This window comes from Variovorax sp. 160MFSha2.1 (assembly GCF_048305075.1).
In the GTDB taxonomy this organism is placed as follows: Bacteria; Pseudomonadota; Gammaproteobacteria; order Burkholderiales; family Burkholderiaceae_C; genus Variovorax; species Variovorax guangxiensis.
In genome coordinates this window covers 114,075-127,614 of the sequence record NZ_CP157625.1, presented here as the reverse complement: position 1 = coordinate 127,614, position 13,540 = coordinate 114,075, and the positions used below count along the sequence as shown (strand labels likewise).

Here is a 13,540-nt window from a genome sequence, read left to right as displayed (position 1 = left end):
GGATGGCTCAGAGGAAGATGCCGCGCGTGATGCCGCCATCGACCGCGATGGATTCGCCGGTGATGGCCGCCGCGCGGTCCGAAGCGAGGAAGAGCACCACGTCGGCGATCTCGTCGACCTGCAGCACGCGGCGGATGGGCGTGGCCTTGGCGTAGTTCGCCTCGACCTGAGCCGGCGTGAGGCCCTGCAGCTTCGCTTCCTTCGCGTAGAGCTCGTGGATGTGCGGCGTCTCCACCACGCCGGGGTGGATCACGTTGACCGTGATGCCCGAGGGGCCGAGCTGGTCCGACAGCGTCTTGGTCATGTGCGCCACGGCCACGTTGCGCATGCCCGAGAGCTGCTTGCTGCCGCGGCCGGTGAGGCCGCCGATGTTGATGATGCGGCCCCAGCCGCCCTTTCGCATGTGCGCCGCGCAGGCCTTGGCGAAGCGCATGTAGCCCACGACCTTGATGTCGATGTCCTGCAGCAGCCCTTCGGGGTCGGCGTTCTCGATCTCGCTGCGCACCAGGCCGCCCGGATGGGCTGCGCCGTTGACCAGGATGTCGATGCGGCCGAAGTGCGCCGCCGCCTTGTCGACGGCGGCCTGCACCTGCGCGGTGTCGCTCACGTCGGCGGGGGTGGCCAGCACCTCCACGCCCGTCTTCGCGGTGATTTCGCGCGCGGCTTCCTCCAGCGCGCCCTGGCTGCGCGCCACGATGGCCACGCGCACGCCCTCGGCCGCGAAAGCTTCCGCCACCGCCCGGCCGATGCCCAGGCTGCCGCCCGTCACCACGGCCACTTTGCCCTTGAGTCTGAGATCCATGTTCGATTGCTCCTTGAATGGTGGGAAAGGCGCCAGTCCGAGTGGCTCAGAGCGCCATTTCGATGAGGGCCGGCCCGCGGCGCCCGAAGGCCTCGCGCAGCTGGACCGAGAGTTCCTCGGCGGTGGCGGCGCGCGTGGCCGGCACGCCATAGGACTGCGCCAGGCCCACCCAGTCGATGCGCGGCGAGTCGAGCGCGGTGAGCGCCTCGGCGCGCGCACCCAGCGCGGCGCCGCCGCGGCGCAGTTCGTTGCGCAGGATGGCGTACTGGTGGTTGGCGGCAATGAGCACGACCACGTCGAGCTGCTCGTGCGCCATCGTCCACAGCGACTGGATCGTGTACTGGGTGCTGCCGTCCGACAGCAGCCCCACCACCCGCCGCCCGGGGCAGGCAATGGCCGCGCCCACCGCCACGGGCAGGCCCTGGCCGATGGCCCCGCCGGTGTTGGTCAGCGTCGTGTGCGGTGCCGCGGCGGCCGACGCCGCATAGAAGGGATAGCCGCAGGTGCCGCCTTCGACCGAGACGATGGCGCCTTCGGGCAATGCGCGCGTGAGCACCGCGCCGATGGCCGCGGGCGTGAGCGCGCCGGCGGGCTCCGCCGGCAGCGGATGCACCGGCGCCTCGAAGGCGGGGGCCTGCAGCGCATCGGCCAGTTGCTCCAGCGCCTTGGCCACCGGATGGCCGGGCTCGCCCAGGCTCAGCAGGCAAGCGGCTTCGACCATCAGGCTGGGGTGGCCCGTGTAGCCGAAGTAGGTGACGGGCGGCAGTGCGCCGGCCAGCACCACCAGGTCGGCGGGGTCGAGCACGGCGCGTGCCGGCTCGGGAAAGTAAGGCAGCCGGTCGAAGGCCGGCAGGCCCTGGCCGCGTTCCGCGCGGGCCGGGAAGGTTTCGGCATAGGCGGTGGCGTCCAGCGCTGCGCACAGCCGCGCGGCGGCGTGCTGCGCGCGCACGCCCAGGCCACCGAGTTCGCCACCGCCGCCCAGCAGGAAGACGATGCGGCGCGCCGAACGCAGGCGTTGCGCGCAGGCGGCGATGTCGACGGGCGCGGTTGACGCCGCGTCCGGCGCCGGCGTGCCGGCGGCGGCCGTCGCGCCCTGCAGCGGATCGGCCTGGTAGTCCGCCGGAAAGATCAGCGTCGCACCCTGCCCGCCGTTGGCCAGCGACTGGCGCACGGACTCTGCCGCGGCACGCGGCGCATCGGCCGTACTGGCGATGCGGTGCACCCAGCCCGAGACCGGCCGCGCCAGCGATTCGATGTCCGAGCTCAGCGGCGCATCGAAGGGCAGGTGCCAGCTGGTGTGGTCGCCGATCAGGTTGACGATCGGCGTGCGCGCGCGCCGCGCGTTGTGCAGGTTGGCGATGCCGTTGGCGAAGCCCGGGCCCAGGTGCAGCAGCGTGGCGGCGGGCCGCCCGAGCATGCGGCCATAGCCGTCGGCCGCGCCGGTGCAGACGTTCTCCTGCAGGCCGATCACGCAGCGGATCGAATCCTGGCCTTCCAGCGCGCGCACCAGGTCCAGCTCCGTCGTGCCGGGGTTGGCGAAGCAGGTGTCCACCCCTTCGCCGGAAAGTGCCGCCCACAGGGCCTGCGCGCCAGTCTGCTCAGTCATCGCCGATGTCCTCTCGTTGCTTCTCTCTGTTGGGAATGCCGCGACCGGCGTCACTGCACCTTGATGCCGCGCTCGCGCACGAGGCGGCCGATGCGGTCGTTATCCACGGCGATGCGTGCGTCCAGTTCCGCTGGCGTGGAGGCGCCGGCGCCCAGGCCGCGCTCGGATGCCCAGCGCTTGAGCTCGGGCTGCGCCAGCACCTTGGTGAGTGCCGCGTTCATGCGCACCAGGATCTCGGGCGGCACGCCGCTCTTCGCGTGGAAGGAGTAGGAGGTGGACAGCAGCATGTCCGAGCCGCCCGCCTCCACGATGGTGGGCACGTTCGGCACGATGGCCTGACGCGTGGGCGCGCCCACGGCCAGCAGCTTGAAGCTGCCCTTCTGCACGTAGGGCAGCATGGCCTCCACGCCGCCGGAGGTGACCTCGACCTGGCCGCCCAGCATGGCCGGGATCACCTCCGCCAGCGCCTTGTAGGGCACGTGCAGGAACTTGACCCCGGTGCCCGATTCGAGCAGCTCCATGTTCAGGTGCATCACGCTGCCCACGCCGCCCGTGCCGAAGGTGACCTTGCCCGGGTTGGCCTTGGCATAGGCGATGAAGGACTTGAAGTCGTTGGCCGGCAGCTGCGCGCTGGTGACCAGGTAGAGGTTCACGTCGGCGATGTTGCTGACGGAAACGAGGTCCTTCTTCGGGTCGTAGGGCGGCTGGTAGAGCAGCGGGTTGACGGTGAGCGTGAGCCGGTCGACCAGCAGATAGGTGTAGCCGTCGGCCGGCGCCTTCACCACCTCGGCGGTGCCGATGATGCCGTTGGCCCCGGCCTTGTTCTCCACCACGACCGAGGCCTTCAGCTCCTTGGAGAGCCCCTCGCCCACGAGCCGCGCCATGACGTCGGGACCCGTGCCCGGCGGGTAGGGCACTTCGATGCGGATCGGCCGCGAGGGCCAGCTGCCCTGGGCCAAAGCCAGCGGCGACACCAGTCCGCATGCCGCCGCCAAGGCGACGGCACCACAGACCTGCAGAACGGACTTTCTTTTCATTGCGCGATTCCTAGGCACCCCTGCGAAGACGGGGCCGGCACCAGGAACCAGAGGGGATGCACCTGGGCGGCAATGGACGACTGACGGCACCGAACACTCATCGGTCACCGAATCATATGCTGTTTTGTCGGATAAACGAAATTCAGCAAATAAAACGATTGTTAGTGGTTTCCCTTAGGGTCAACTTTCGTCCATGTGATGCTTGAGCAAGCAATCGGCGTTCCAGGAAGGTTTTGCGATGTCGATCCAGCTATTACTGCATAGTGATAAGTTGCGATCCATGACAGTCGCCAAGAGGGGGAAGAGGGCCTGGAGATCGTCGAAGTAGCACCGAACCCAACGTTTACCAGCGATCCGAGTAGTTCTACCGACGCGATCGGCCCCAATCGAATGGCATATTTATCGCATAGAAATAATTTGATGACCATGCCTTCGACCCTATGCAACAGAACGGGGCGCCGTTGCACCAGAACGCCGTGCAAACGGCGGGCCGGCACCGCAAGAGCGCCCGCGTCGGCGTTCGCCTCGGGCCTGCCGACGCGCAGGCCTGCCTCTCCATCCCCAGAAAGCGCCTTCCCGCCATGAAGCTCTATCTCACTCCCAGGACCTGCGCGCTGGCCGTCGACATCGTGGCGCGCGAGATCGGCCTCGCGCTCGAGCTCGTCTGGGTCGACGTGCGGGCCAAGAAGCTCAAGGACGGCGGCGACCTCCACCGCATCAACCCCAAGGGCCAGGTGCCGGCGCTCGAGACGGACGACGGCCAGTTCCTCACCGAGGGCGGCGTGATCATTCAGTACCTGTGCGACCGGCACGGGGCGGACCACCTGCTGCCTCGCAGCCTCGACATGGAGCGATACCGCGTGCTGGAGTGGATGGGCTTCATGAGCTCGGAGCTGCACAAGACCTTCACGCCGCTGTTCCGTGCCAGCACGCCGCCGGCCTACCGCGACATCGCCATCGAGAACCTGCTGCGCCGCTTCGCCTGGCTCGACCGGGTGCTGGCCACCCGGGGCTTCCTGCATGCGCAGCGCTTCACCGCGGCGGACGCCTACTGCTTCACCATCGTCATGTGGGCCGAGCTGCACGCCATCGACCTGGCGCAGTGGCCGCACCTGCATGCCTACCTGCAGCGCATCGCGGCGCGCCCCAGCGTGCAGGCGGCGCTGGCCGCCGAGCGCGACGAGCTCGCCACCCAAGCCGCGGCCTGAGCCGCCGGCACCCCCTCGATCCGGAGAACCCATGAAGCTCTATCACGAAGTCCGCGGCTGCTCGCTCGCGGTGGACATCGTCGCGCGCGAACTGCAGCTGCCCCTCGCCCTCGAATGGGTCGACATGAAGACCAAGCGGCTGGCCGACGGCCGCGACTATTTCAGCGTCAACTCCAAGGGCACGGTGCCCACGCTGGAGATGCCGGACGGCCAGCACCTGAGCGAGGGCTGCATCGTCATGCAGTACCTGGCCGACCAGTGCCCCGGCAACACGCTCCTGCCCGCGTCAGGACTGCCGCGCTACCGCGTGCTGGAGTGGATGAGCTTCATCGCGGCCGATCTGCACAAGGGCGGCTTCATGCCGCTGTTCAAGGCTGTCACGCCGCCCGAGTACAAGGCCATCGCGCGCGGCATCGTCGAGGCCAAGCTGCAGTGGATCGACGAGCAGCTGGCAGGCCGCGCCCACCTTACCGGCGACACCTTCACGATCGCCGACGCGCACTGCTACACGATCGCCATGTGGACGCGCGCGCATGCCATCGACACGCGGCGCTGGCCCCACCTGGAGGCCTACCTGGCGCGCTGCGGCGCCCGGCCCAGCGTGCGCGCGGCCGAGGCCGCCGCGGCCGCGCAGGGCGAACGCGAGCGTGCGGCAGCGGCAGCCGCAGTCGCGCACTGAGCCCGTCTTCGCCACCCTCGCAAGGAACGACCATGCCCATGCTCCGACGCCTCCTGCTGCCCTGCCTGGCGGCCCTCGCCGGCCTGCTGCCGGCACTGGCCTGCGCCCAGGCCTCTCCCTCGGCGCCCATCCACCTGGTGGTCGCCTTTCCGCCCGGCGGCGGCACCGACGGCGCGGCGCGGCTGATCGCCGAGAAGCTGGCGCCGGAACTCGGGCAGTCGGTCGTGGTGGACAACCGCGCGGGTGCCGGCGGCACCATCGGCGCACAGTCGGTGGCACGCGCCAGGCCCGACGGCCAGACGCTCCTCTTCGGCACGGGCGCCGAACTGCTGATCAACCCGGTCACGCGCAAGACCGCTCCCTACGAGCTCCTGAAAGACTTCGTCCCCATCACCGAGGTGGGCACCGTGAGCTTCGTGCTGGCCGTGCCCGCGGGCTCGCCGGCGCGGGACGTGCGCGAACTCATCGCCACCGCCAAAGCGCAGCCTGGCAAGCTCAACTATTCGTCCTTCGGCATGGGCTCGACCAACCACCTGATCGGCGAGCTTTTCCTAAAAGCCACCGGCACGCGGGCCGCGCATGTGCCCTTCCAGGGCAGCCAGCAGGCCATGACCTCGCTGCTGGCCGGCGACGTGGACTTCACCTTCGACACTACCGCCGTGGTGCTGCCGCAGGTCAAGGCCGGCAAGCTGCGCGCCCTGGCCACGCCGTCTCCCAGCCGATTGCCTGGCCTGCCCGATGTGCCCACGCTGCAGGAACTGGGCTACGGCGGGCTGGTGGCCGAAGGCTGGATGGGCGTGTTCGCGCCCGCGGGCACGCCGCCGGCCGCGGTGGCGACCCTGGGCGCCGCGCTGGACAAGGTGATCCGCACGCCCGACATGGCATCGCGCCTCGCTGCGCGCGGTGTGGCGGTGACGGCGGCCGACGGCCCGCAGTTCCGCGCCAGGCTGCAGGCCGAGCTGGACAAGTGGCGTCGCGTGGCCCGCGAGGCCAACGTGTCGCTGGACTGAAGCTGCCATTGCACATCTTCCCAAGGAGCCCTGCCGTGCCGATCCTTTTCTCCATCCGTCGCCGCGCCGCCCTCTCCCTCCTGGCCGCTGCATGCCTGCTCGGTGGCACTGTCGCCCGTGCCGATGCCTGGCCCTCGCGCCCCGTCACGCTCATCGTCTCCTTCGAGCCGGGCGGCTCCACCGACATCTCGGCGCGTGCCGTCGCGCAGGCACTGTCGGTGGAGCTCAAGCAGCCCGTGGTGGTCGAGAACCGCGCGGGCGCGGGCGGGCGCATCGGCACCAAGGCGGCGGCCATGGCCAGGCCCGACGGCTACACCCTGCTGTGGGGCAGCGGCAGCAGCCTGACGGCGGCACCGGCGATCTACCCCAATCAGGAGCACGTCGCCACGCTGGTGCCGGTGAGCCTGGGCGCCACGCAGGCCTTCGTCTTCGTCACGAATCCGGGCCTGGGCGTGCGCACGGTGCAGGAGTTCGTCGCGCTCGCAAAGCGCGAGCCGGGCAAGCTCAACTTCGCCTCGGCCGGCGCGGGCTCCAGCAACCACCTGCTGGGCGAGATCTTTCTGGCCGCCACCGGCGCGCCCGTGGTGCACGTGCCCTACAAGGGCGCCGTCATGGCCAAGGACGCGGTGATCCGCGGCGAGGCGCAGTTGATGGACGAAGTCACCTCGCCCCTGATCGGCGCCCTGCGCGCCGGCCAGCTGGTGCCGCTGTTCATGACCGGCGAGCGGCGCGACCCGGCCTTTCTCGACATTCCCACCGCCGCCGAGGCCGGCCTGCCCGAGATGACGATCCAGGGCTTCTTCGGCCTGCTGGCGCCCGCGGGCACGCCGCCGGAGATCGTGGCGCGGCTCAACGCGGCCATGCGGGCCGCACTCACCTCCGAGCCTGTGACCAAAACATTCGGCAACCTGGGCTTCACGACCGTCTACAGCACGCCCGGGCAGATGGCGGCCCGCATCGCCGAGGGCCGCGCAACCTATGACCGCATCGTCAAGGCGCGGCAAATCCGCGTCGACTGACGCACAGCCCTCTTCTTCTCCCAGCTTTCCCGCCACACCATGACTTCAGCTTCGTTCCATCGCGAACTTCTCGTCCATCGCCGCAAGGTTCTCGGCACACTCGCCGCGCTGGTCGCCTGCGGCAGCGGCCCGGCACGCGCCGCCACCTGGCCGGAACGGCCGATCAACCTCGTGGTGCCTTTCGCAGCCGGCGGCGGCACCGACACGGTGGCCCGCCTCATCGGCCAGAAGCTGCAGGGCACACTGGGCGGCACGGTCGTGATCGACAACAAACCTGGCGCCAATGGCCTGATCGCCGCACGCACCGTGCTGCAGCCGCCGGCCGACGGCCACATGCTGATGTTCGGCAGCAACTCCACGCATGTGATCGCCGCGCTCGCCTCGAAGCAGCAGGTGGCGCCCGGCAAGAGCATGCAGGAGGCCTTCACCATCGTCAGCGTGATGGCCAACGCGCCGCTGGTGCTGGCCGTGCGCGCCGACAGCCCGGCCAGGGACCTGCGCGCCTTCCTGCAGCAGGCCAAGGCCGGCAAGCTCAGCTATGGCAGCTTCGGGGCGGGCTCCTCGGCCCACGTGATGGGCGAGGTGCTGGCCGGATCGGCCGGCGTCGAGCTGCTGCACGTGCCCTACAAGGGCTCGTCGCCCGCCCTCACCGACCTGATGGGCGGCCAGGTGGATGCGGTGTTCCTCACCGTCGCGGCCGTCGAGGCCATGGTGACGGCCGGCTCGGTGCGCCCGCTGGCGGTGACGGGCCTGCGCCACGTGAGTTCGCTCCCCGCGGTGCCCACTTTCGAGGAGCTGGGCGTGCGCGACATGGGCAACGCCGGCTGGTTCGCGGTGTTCGCTCCCGCGGATACGCCGGCCCCGGTCGTGGCCAGGCTGGCGGCGGCGCTGCAGTCCATCGCGGGCGATGCGCAGGTGCAGTCGCGCATGGTGGCGCTGGGCCTGGAGCCGGTGGTGAGCACGCCTGCACAGGCGTTGGAGACCTGGCGCCGCTCGCTGGCCGCGGCCGCGCCCATCGTCAAGAAGGCCAACATCGTCTTCTGAACGAGCTGGCTGGCGCGTCTACAGGTGCCCGTCGGCCGACAGGCGCACGCTGATCATGTGCGCGGTGCGCTTGACCAGCTCGGCGATCGCCTCCGCATCGAAAAGCGCCAACCGCGCATCGCTGCCCAGCGCGGTGACGCTGGCGACCACGAGCCGGCCGCGCCCGAAGATCGGCGCAGAGACCCCGGTCTTGCCTTCGTTGAGTTCGCCCGAGGTCCGGCAGTAGCCCTCGCGGCGGATGCGCTGGGCTTCTTCGTAGAACGCATCCCACGGCGGGGTGTCGGCCGCCTCGCCGGCCATTTCCTGGTGCAGCTTGCGCAGCCGCGCGGCCGGCAGGAAGGCCACCAGGGCCTTCGCGCTCGCGCCGCGCGACACCGGCACCGGCCGCCCGCGGCCATAGCGCAGGTGCGGCAGCGGGTCGTTGAACTCGGTGTGCACCGTGATGATGGAGTGGCCATAGAGCTTGGACAGGAACACATCCAGGCCCGTCTGCTCGGCCAGTTCGCGCATGGGCGGTGCGGCGGCGCGGATCACCGGGTCGGACTCGCGGATGCAGCGGTCCAGCTCGATGATGCGCGGACCCAGCGTGATGCTGCGGTCCAGCCGCACCAGCAGGCCCACCTTCGACAGCTCCTGGATGTAGCGGTAGGCCGTGCTCTTGGGCACCTTGAGGCGGGTGGCGATCTCTTCGACCGTGAGCGAGGGGCTGGCCGTGGAGAAGAGTCCCAGCGTGCCAAGCAGGCGCGAAAGGCTCGACTCAGGCGCGCCGCGCGATCCCCCATCGAGCTCGTCGGCCGCCGCCGGCGCGCCTGCACCGGCACGCGCCCCGCGCTCCATATTTTCCATCCGGCGCGCCCCGCGCCCGCCCTCTTGCTTCATCGAACTGATCTTAGTGGATGCGATTCGTGGGAAACACGTAAGGTTGCGCGAGCAGGTCGGGAACGCATACCGCGCCGATGTCCGCCAGTGCTGCGCCGATCAACATGCTCGCCTCGTTCGCGTCCATCCGTCCGCCAATGGGAACGTTGTACGGCCGGCCGTCCACTGCCCGACGCCCACTGCCGCCGCTTTCCTACTGAACAGCCGCCTGAACTGCGCATCATGCCGCCATGGACCGATTTCAGCGCCACGCGCCATACACAGCGAAGGGCACCGGATGACACGAGCGCGTCTCCCAGCACCCGATGCTTCAGGCAGCCACTCTCGCAAAGTCCGCCTCCTGCCTCTGTGCAAGGAGGCGATCAGTGCATGGATCGACGATCTGGCGCCCAGCATGGGAGCGGCGATCGCGTACTACACGATGTTTTCGCTGGCACCGCTGCTGGTCATCGTCATCGCGGTGGCAGGCGCGCTGTTCGGCACGGAGGCCGTGCAGGGCCAGATCGCCGCACAGCTCTCGGGCCTGGTGGGCGAGGAAGGCGCACTCGCGGTGCAAGGCTTGATCCGAAGTGCCAGCGAGCCCTCCCGAGGGCTGATCGCCGGGGCGATCAGCATCGCCGTGCTCGTGGTGGGCGCAACGACGGTTTTTGCGGAGCTCCAAAGTGCGCTCGATCGCATCTGGCACGTGCCGGAGCGCGCGAAGCCTCACGGCTTATGGGGCATCCTGCGCGCGCGCGTGCTGTCGTTCGGACTGATCCTGGGTCTGGCCTTCCTGCTGATGGTTTCCCTCGTGGTGAGTGCCGCCCTGGCCGCGCTCGGCACCTGGAGCGCGACCCTGGTGCCGGGATGGGAGGTGATGTTGCAGGGCCTCAACCTGCTCGTGTCGCTCGGCATCCTGACGGTCCTTTTCGCGATGATCTTCAAGTTCATGCCAAGCGCCCCCATCGCGTGGCGGGATGTCTGGACCGGCGCGGCCGTCACGGCGGTGCTGTTCGAGATCGGCAAGGTGCTGATCGGTCTGTATCTCGGCAAGAGCGGTGTCAACGAATCATTTGCAGCGGCAGGTTCCCTCGTCGTCCTGCTGGCCTGGGTCTATTACGCGGCGCAGATCTTTTTGCTCGGCGCCGAGTTCACCAAGGTCTACGCCCATGCGCACGGTTCTGTGGCGGCGGCCAAGGCGCAAGCCGCCACCCAGGAAACAGCGCACAAGGCCGAAGCAGGAACAGACGATGTAGAAGGAACGCCCGGGGGCCTGCGCAAGCCTTCTGAGGCGCACGCGGCTCTGGAGCGCAAGGACCTGATCGTGGCGCTCGCCGGGCGGCTTGTCGTGGCGGCGGTCCTCATTCAGTGCGTCATTCACAGTGCTCGCCCGGCAGTTCAACAAGCCGCAGCATGAGAGATGTGGAACGCCTACCCCGAAGGCTCTGTCTTGAGCAGCCCCCGCATGTTGAGGGCCGCCAAGCAGACCTGCAGCGCGATCAGTGCAAAAGCAGAGCGGTGCCAGCCCCACGCTGTCCACAGCACATTGCTGAGCAAGAACACCCAGAACCCCCAGTTTCTGCGCCGCCTCGTATCGGATGCAACCAGCCAGGCCGCAGCGAGTGACGCCAGAAAAGCCGGCCACTGAATCAGATCCAGCATGTTGTCCATGACGATTGTGCTCATCGCAATTTTTGGACCGAACGCAACGACGCCGATCATCTGGGCCCTCACCCTCGGAAGGACTTCGCGACAAGGTAGGCAGACTGCACGCCGCAGCTCGTCGGCTGGTCCCTCTCACGGTTGTAGGAGGAACCGCGAGGCGCGGGCCGGCCCGGCGGCCCTGCTGGCGGTGGTCGCCGGAGGCGCTCGCGCGGGTTCGCGAACGACCGCCCCTGTTTCTGCAGCCCCGCCCGGGCATCGCCCATGAGACGCAGCACGGGTACGAGACAAACCCGTGGCCAGGACTTTGAAGCTGACCTTGACCACCGTCGGCGAAGACGGGTTCCCGAGCGTCTCGGACTACGACGTCAAGTGCCGTTGAATCCGCACCACCTTGGCGGGACGTCATCGAACCCAAGGAACGCGCCGACTGCGACGCTATTTTGCGCGCCTGTAGTGCCAGCCTGCGCGCCGTGGTGGCCTGCCGCAACGAAGGAAGCTACGCGGAGCGCACTGCGGCTTCCTGAAAGCTTGCTCAAGGCAATGGCGCGCTGGATGCGCGATCGACCGGCGGCAGCGTGCCCCCCAGGCGGACGACAAGGGCCCGCTCGCGTGTTGCCCGTCTGGCCGGCAACCCGCAGGGCTGAACGAGGAGACAACCTCGATCATGCGGGTGGATGGTGCAAGGCGACACCGGCCCCGTAGCCGGACGCTCGACCCGCGCCCCGCACCATGCCCTGGTTCGTATCGACCTTGATCATGTACGGATGGCCCAGGCCCTGAGCGCCATCCGCCAGACCGGGGCCACGCGAAACTAGTGACGACCGGCGATGTCACCGGGCGACGGGCCGCATCAAAGCAGTGACCGCCGATCCGATCGGCCGGTCAGGCGTTCACCGATGCATCTTGCGCGGGTCGCAGTGCGAACCCTGCGCCGCGACGGCGAGTCATTGCGAAGAAGATCACGCCGTGATGGAAATGGAAGTCAAAAGCGCTTCATGGGCGGCCTATTTCTACATCTACAGCCAGCCGCCCTGGAGGTCCAATGCTCCCCCTCCTCACCTCCATCGGACCTCCGCATGGCCGATATCCATTTCCCGAACTCCGTGGCCGTTGCGAGGACGGTAAAGCGCTGGCTCGGCGCCGCCATCGCATCCGCCGATGTCCTGGTGCTGATCGTGGAAGGAATGCAGCTTGCCCGGTCGGGCTTCGCCACTGGTGCGGCGCTCACCAGCGGGTGCATCGGCGTTGGCCACTGCACTCGGCACCGTGCCCGACCCATCTAATCATCGAACCACAGCAATCTGCGAACGGATTCCACCCTTGTACGTGAACAAAGTCAGCGCGCCGTTCCTGATGTCACCCTTTTCATCGAAGGCGATGGTTCCGGTCAACCCCTCGTATTTCACCTTGCTCAGTTCAGGCAGGTAAACGGAAGGCTCCGCCGAGCCAGCCTTGACCATCGCATCGGCCAACACGCCTATCGCGTCATACACATACGGTGCGTAGATCTGCACGTCTACACCGTTCTTTTCCTTGAATCTGGTTTTGAACTCCTCCAGCGCTTGCCTGGCGTCGTCATCGACGCCCCCTGCCACGGCGCACACAACCGCCCCCTCGCCCACGGCATCCCCAGCTAGCTTCGGAAGTTCGGTACTGCACATTCCGTCGCCGCCCATGAATTTCGCGTCAATTCCGAGCTGCTTGGCCTGCTTGAGCATCGGGCCACCGACGGCGTCCATGCCGCCGAAGAACAGCACGTCGGGCTTGGCAGCCTTCAGCTTGGTCAAGATGGCGTTGAAGTCGGTCGACTTGTCGGTGGTGAACTCGTGGCCCACGATGGTCGCGCCAGCGGCTTTGGCCGACTTCTCGAACTCCTCGGCGACGCCCTGGCCGTAGGCGGTGCGGTCGTCGATCACGGCGATGTTCTTGCCCTTGAGCGTTTCGACGGCGTACTTGCCCAGCGTGCCGCCGAGCTGCGTGTCGTCAGCCACGACGCGGAAAGCGGTCTTGAAGCCCTGGCGGGTGTACTTCGGGTTGGTGGCCGAAGGCGAGATCTGCGGAATGCCAGCGTCGCTGTACAGCCTGGAGGCGGGAATGGTAGTGCCCGAATTCATGTGGCCGACCACGCCTTTGACGTTTTCGTCGATCAGCTTCTGGGCCACCGCGGTGCCCTGCTTCGGATCGCCAGCGTCGTCTTCGGGAACCAGCTCGAACCTGGCGACCTTGTCGCCGATCTTGAGCTTCTTTGCATTCAGGTCTTCGATCGCCATCTTGGCACCGAGCTCGTTGTCCTTGCCGAGGTGGGCGATGGGACCGCTGGTCGGGCCGGCGTGTCCGATCCTGACGATCAGCACACCTGCGTCCGGAGCCGTTGCCGCGGATGCCGCGGCTTCTTCTTTCTTGCCGCAAGCAGCCAGGGTGAGTGCGGCCAACGCGACCGCAATCCATTTAATTTGCATAAAAGCTCCAGAGCATGGTGGGGGAAAAAAGTCGAAAACCGTTGTGCGATTCGGCGTTCAGGCCGCACAAACTTCTCGCCGCTAACCAGCGGCACCCTCGTGCTTGCCTGGCGTCGTTGACGAAGGAGCCGATCGAAAGACGCTGCTCAAGCG

Annotated in this window: 13 protein-coding genes; 7 read left to right on the top strand and 6 right to left on the bottom strand. The window is 68.2% G+C overall.

Annotated elements, in window-relative coordinates; genetic code table 11:
• Positions 1–7: 7 nt before the first annotated feature.
• From ABL838_RS32000 to ABL838_RS31990, 3 genes are read right to left on the bottom strand one after another with little or no spacing between them, the layout of a single operon-like run.
• Positions 8–802 (bottom strand): SDR family NAD(P)-dependent oxidoreductase, encoded by a 795-nt coding sequence (locus ABL838_RS32000; protein ID WP_418126266.1) that lies wholly within the window; start codon positions 800–802, stop codon positions 8–10.
• Positions 803–848: 46 nt separating this feature from the next.
• Positions 849–2,408: an acetolactate synthase large subunit gene (locus ABL838_RS31995; RefSeq protein WP_418126265.1), complete on the bottom strand. Its 1,560-nt coding sequence runs from the start codon at positions 2,406–2,408 to the stop codon at positions 849–851.
• A 50-nt stretch (positions 2,409–2,458) separates the two neighbouring features.
• Positions 2,459–3,445 carry a Bug family tripartite tricarboxylate transporter substrate binding protein gene (locus tag ABL838_RS31990; RefSeq protein WP_418126264.1) on the bottom strand — a complete coding sequence of 329 codons (987 nt, stop codon included), beginning with the start codon at positions 3,443–3,445 and terminating at the stop codon, positions 2,459–2,461.
• Between the two features lie 581 nt (positions 3,446–4,026).
• Here ABL838_RS31990 and gstA (ABL838_RS31985) point away from each other — a divergent pair.
• The 5 genes from gstA (ABL838_RS31985) to ABL838_RS31965 are packed head-to-tail and all read left to right on the top strand — an operon-like array spanning position 4,027 to position 8,405.
• Positions 4,027–4,653 (top strand): glutathione transferase GstA, encoded by a 627-nt coding sequence (gstA, locus tag ABL838_RS31985; protein WP_184641814.1) that lies wholly within the window; start codon positions 4,027–4,029, stop codon positions 4,651–4,653.
• A 31-nt stretch (positions 4,654–4,684) separates the two neighbouring features.
• The gene (gene gstA / locus ABL838_RS31980) at positions 4,685–5,332 is read left to right on the top strand and encodes a glutathione transferase GstA (RefSeq protein ID WP_418126262.1); all 648 of its coding nucleotides are present in this window, start codon (positions 4,685–4,687) and stop codon (positions 5,330–5,332) included.
• A 32-nt stretch (positions 5,333–5,364) separates the two neighbouring features.
• Positions 5,365–6,342 (top strand): Bug family tripartite tricarboxylate transporter substrate binding protein, encoded by a 978-nt coding sequence (locus ABL838_RS31975; RefSeq protein ID WP_418126260.1) that lies wholly within the window; start codon positions 5,365–5,367, stop codon positions 6,340–6,342.
• 35 nt (positions 6,343–6,377) lie between these two features.
• A complete protein-coding gene (locus ABL838_RS31970) occupies positions 6,378–7,361 on the top strand; it encodes a Bug family tripartite tricarboxylate transporter substrate binding protein (protein WP_418126258.1) in 984 nt (327 codons plus the stop codon).
• A gap of 39 nt (positions 7,362–7,400) precedes the next feature.
• Positions 7,401–8,405 carry a Bug family tripartite tricarboxylate transporter substrate binding protein gene (locus tag ABL838_RS31965; RefSeq protein ID WP_418126257.1) on the top strand — a complete coding sequence of 335 codons (1,005 nt, stop codon included), beginning with the start codon at positions 7,401–7,403 and terminating at the stop codon, positions 8,403–8,405.
• 18 nt (positions 8,406–8,423) lie between these two features.
• Here the strand turns inward: ABL838_RS31965 and ABL838_RS31960 are convergent, their stop codons facing one another.
• Positions 8,424–9,284, bottom strand: a complete 861-nt coding sequence (locus ABL838_RS31960; protein WP_184641809.1) for an IclR family transcriptional regulator — start codon at positions 9,282–9,284, stop codon at positions 8,424–8,426.
• A 277-nt stretch (positions 9,285–9,561) separates the two neighbouring features.
• Here ABL838_RS31960 and ABL838_RS31955 point away from each other — a divergent pair, with 277 nt between their 5' ends.
• Positions 9,562–10,680 carry a YihY/virulence factor BrkB family protein gene (locus tag ABL838_RS31955; protein ID WP_418126255.1) on the top strand — a complete coding sequence of 373 codons (1,119 nt, stop codon included), beginning with the start codon at positions 9,562–9,564 and terminating at the stop codon, positions 10,678–10,680.
• A gap of 14 nt (positions 10,681–10,694) precedes the next feature.
• On the opposite strand, the gene ABL838_RS31950 is transcribed toward ABL838_RS31955, so the two are convergent.
• Positions 10,695–10,934, bottom strand: a complete 240-nt coding sequence (locus tag ABL838_RS31950; protein ID WP_418126534.1) for a hypothetical protein — start codon at positions 10,932–10,934, stop codon at positions 10,695–10,697.
• A gap of 1,070 nt (positions 10,935–12,004) precedes the next feature.
• Here ABL838_RS31950 and ABL838_RS31945 point away from each other — a divergent pair.
• Complete coding sequence (locus ABL838_RS31945) at positions 12,005–12,211, top strand: hypothetical protein (RefSeq protein ID WP_418126254.1); 207 nt, start codon at positions 12,005–12,007, stop codon at positions 12,209–12,211.
• Here the strand turns inward: ABL838_RS31945 and ABL838_RS31940 are convergent, their stop codons facing one another.
• Positions 12,212–13,387 (bottom strand): branched-chain amino acid ABC transporter substrate-binding protein, encoded by a 1,176-nt coding sequence (locus ABL838_RS31940; protein WP_418126252.1) that lies wholly within the window; start codon positions 13,385–13,387, stop codon positions 12,212–12,214.
• Positions 13,388–13,540: the final 153 nt, after the last annotated feature.

Excerpts from the sequence above, each read along its gene's own strand:
- ABL838_RS32000 (WP_418126266.1), bottom strand. The coding sequence starts at position 802 with ATGGATCTCAGACTCAAGGGCAAAGTGGCCGTGGTGACGGGCGGCAGC.
- ABL838_RS31995 (WP_418126265.1), bottom strand. The coding sequence starts at position 2,408 with ATGACTGAGCAGACTGGCGCGCAGGCCCTGTGGGCGGCACTTTCCGGC.
- ABL838_RS31990 (WP_418126264.1), bottom strand. The coding sequence starts at position 3,445 with ATGAAAAGAAAGTCCGTTCTGCAGGTCTGTGGTGCCGTCGCCTTGGCG.
- gstA (WP_184641814.1), top strand. The coding sequence starts at position 4,027 with ATGAAGCTCTATCTCACTCCCAGGACCTGCGCGCTGGCCGTCGACATC.
- gstA (WP_418126262.1), top strand. The coding sequence starts at position 4,685 with ATGAAGCTCTATCACGAAGTCCGCGGCTGCTCGCTCGCGGTGGACATC.
- ABL838_RS31975 (WP_418126260.1), top strand. The coding sequence starts at position 5,365 with ATGCCCATGCTCCGACGCCTCCTGCTGCCCTGCCTGGCGGCCCTCGCC.
- ABL838_RS31965 (WP_418126257.1), top strand. The coding sequence starts at position 7,401 with ATGACTTCAGCTTCGTTCCATCGCGAACTTCTCGTCCATCGCCGCAAG.
- ABL838_RS31960 (WP_184641809.1), bottom strand. The coding sequence starts at position 9,284 with ATGAAGCAAGAGGGCGGGCGCGGGGCGCGCCGGATGGAAAATATGGAG.
- ABL838_RS31955 (WP_418126255.1), top strand. The coding sequence starts at position 9,562 with ATGACACGAGCGCGTCTCCCAGCACCCGATGCTTCAGGCAGCCACTCT.
- ABL838_RS31950 (WP_418126534.1), bottom strand. The coding sequence starts at position 10,934 with ATGGACAACATGCTGGATCTGATTCAGTGGCCGGCTTTTCTGGCGTCA.
- ABL838_RS31945 (WP_418126254.1), top strand. The coding sequence starts at position 12,005 with ATGGCCGATATCCATTTCCCGAACTCCGTGGCCGTTGCGAGGACGGTA.
- ABL838_RS31940 (WP_418126252.1), bottom strand. The coding sequence starts at position 13,387 with ATGCAAATTAAATGGATTGCGGTCGCGTTGGCCGCACTCACCCTGGCT.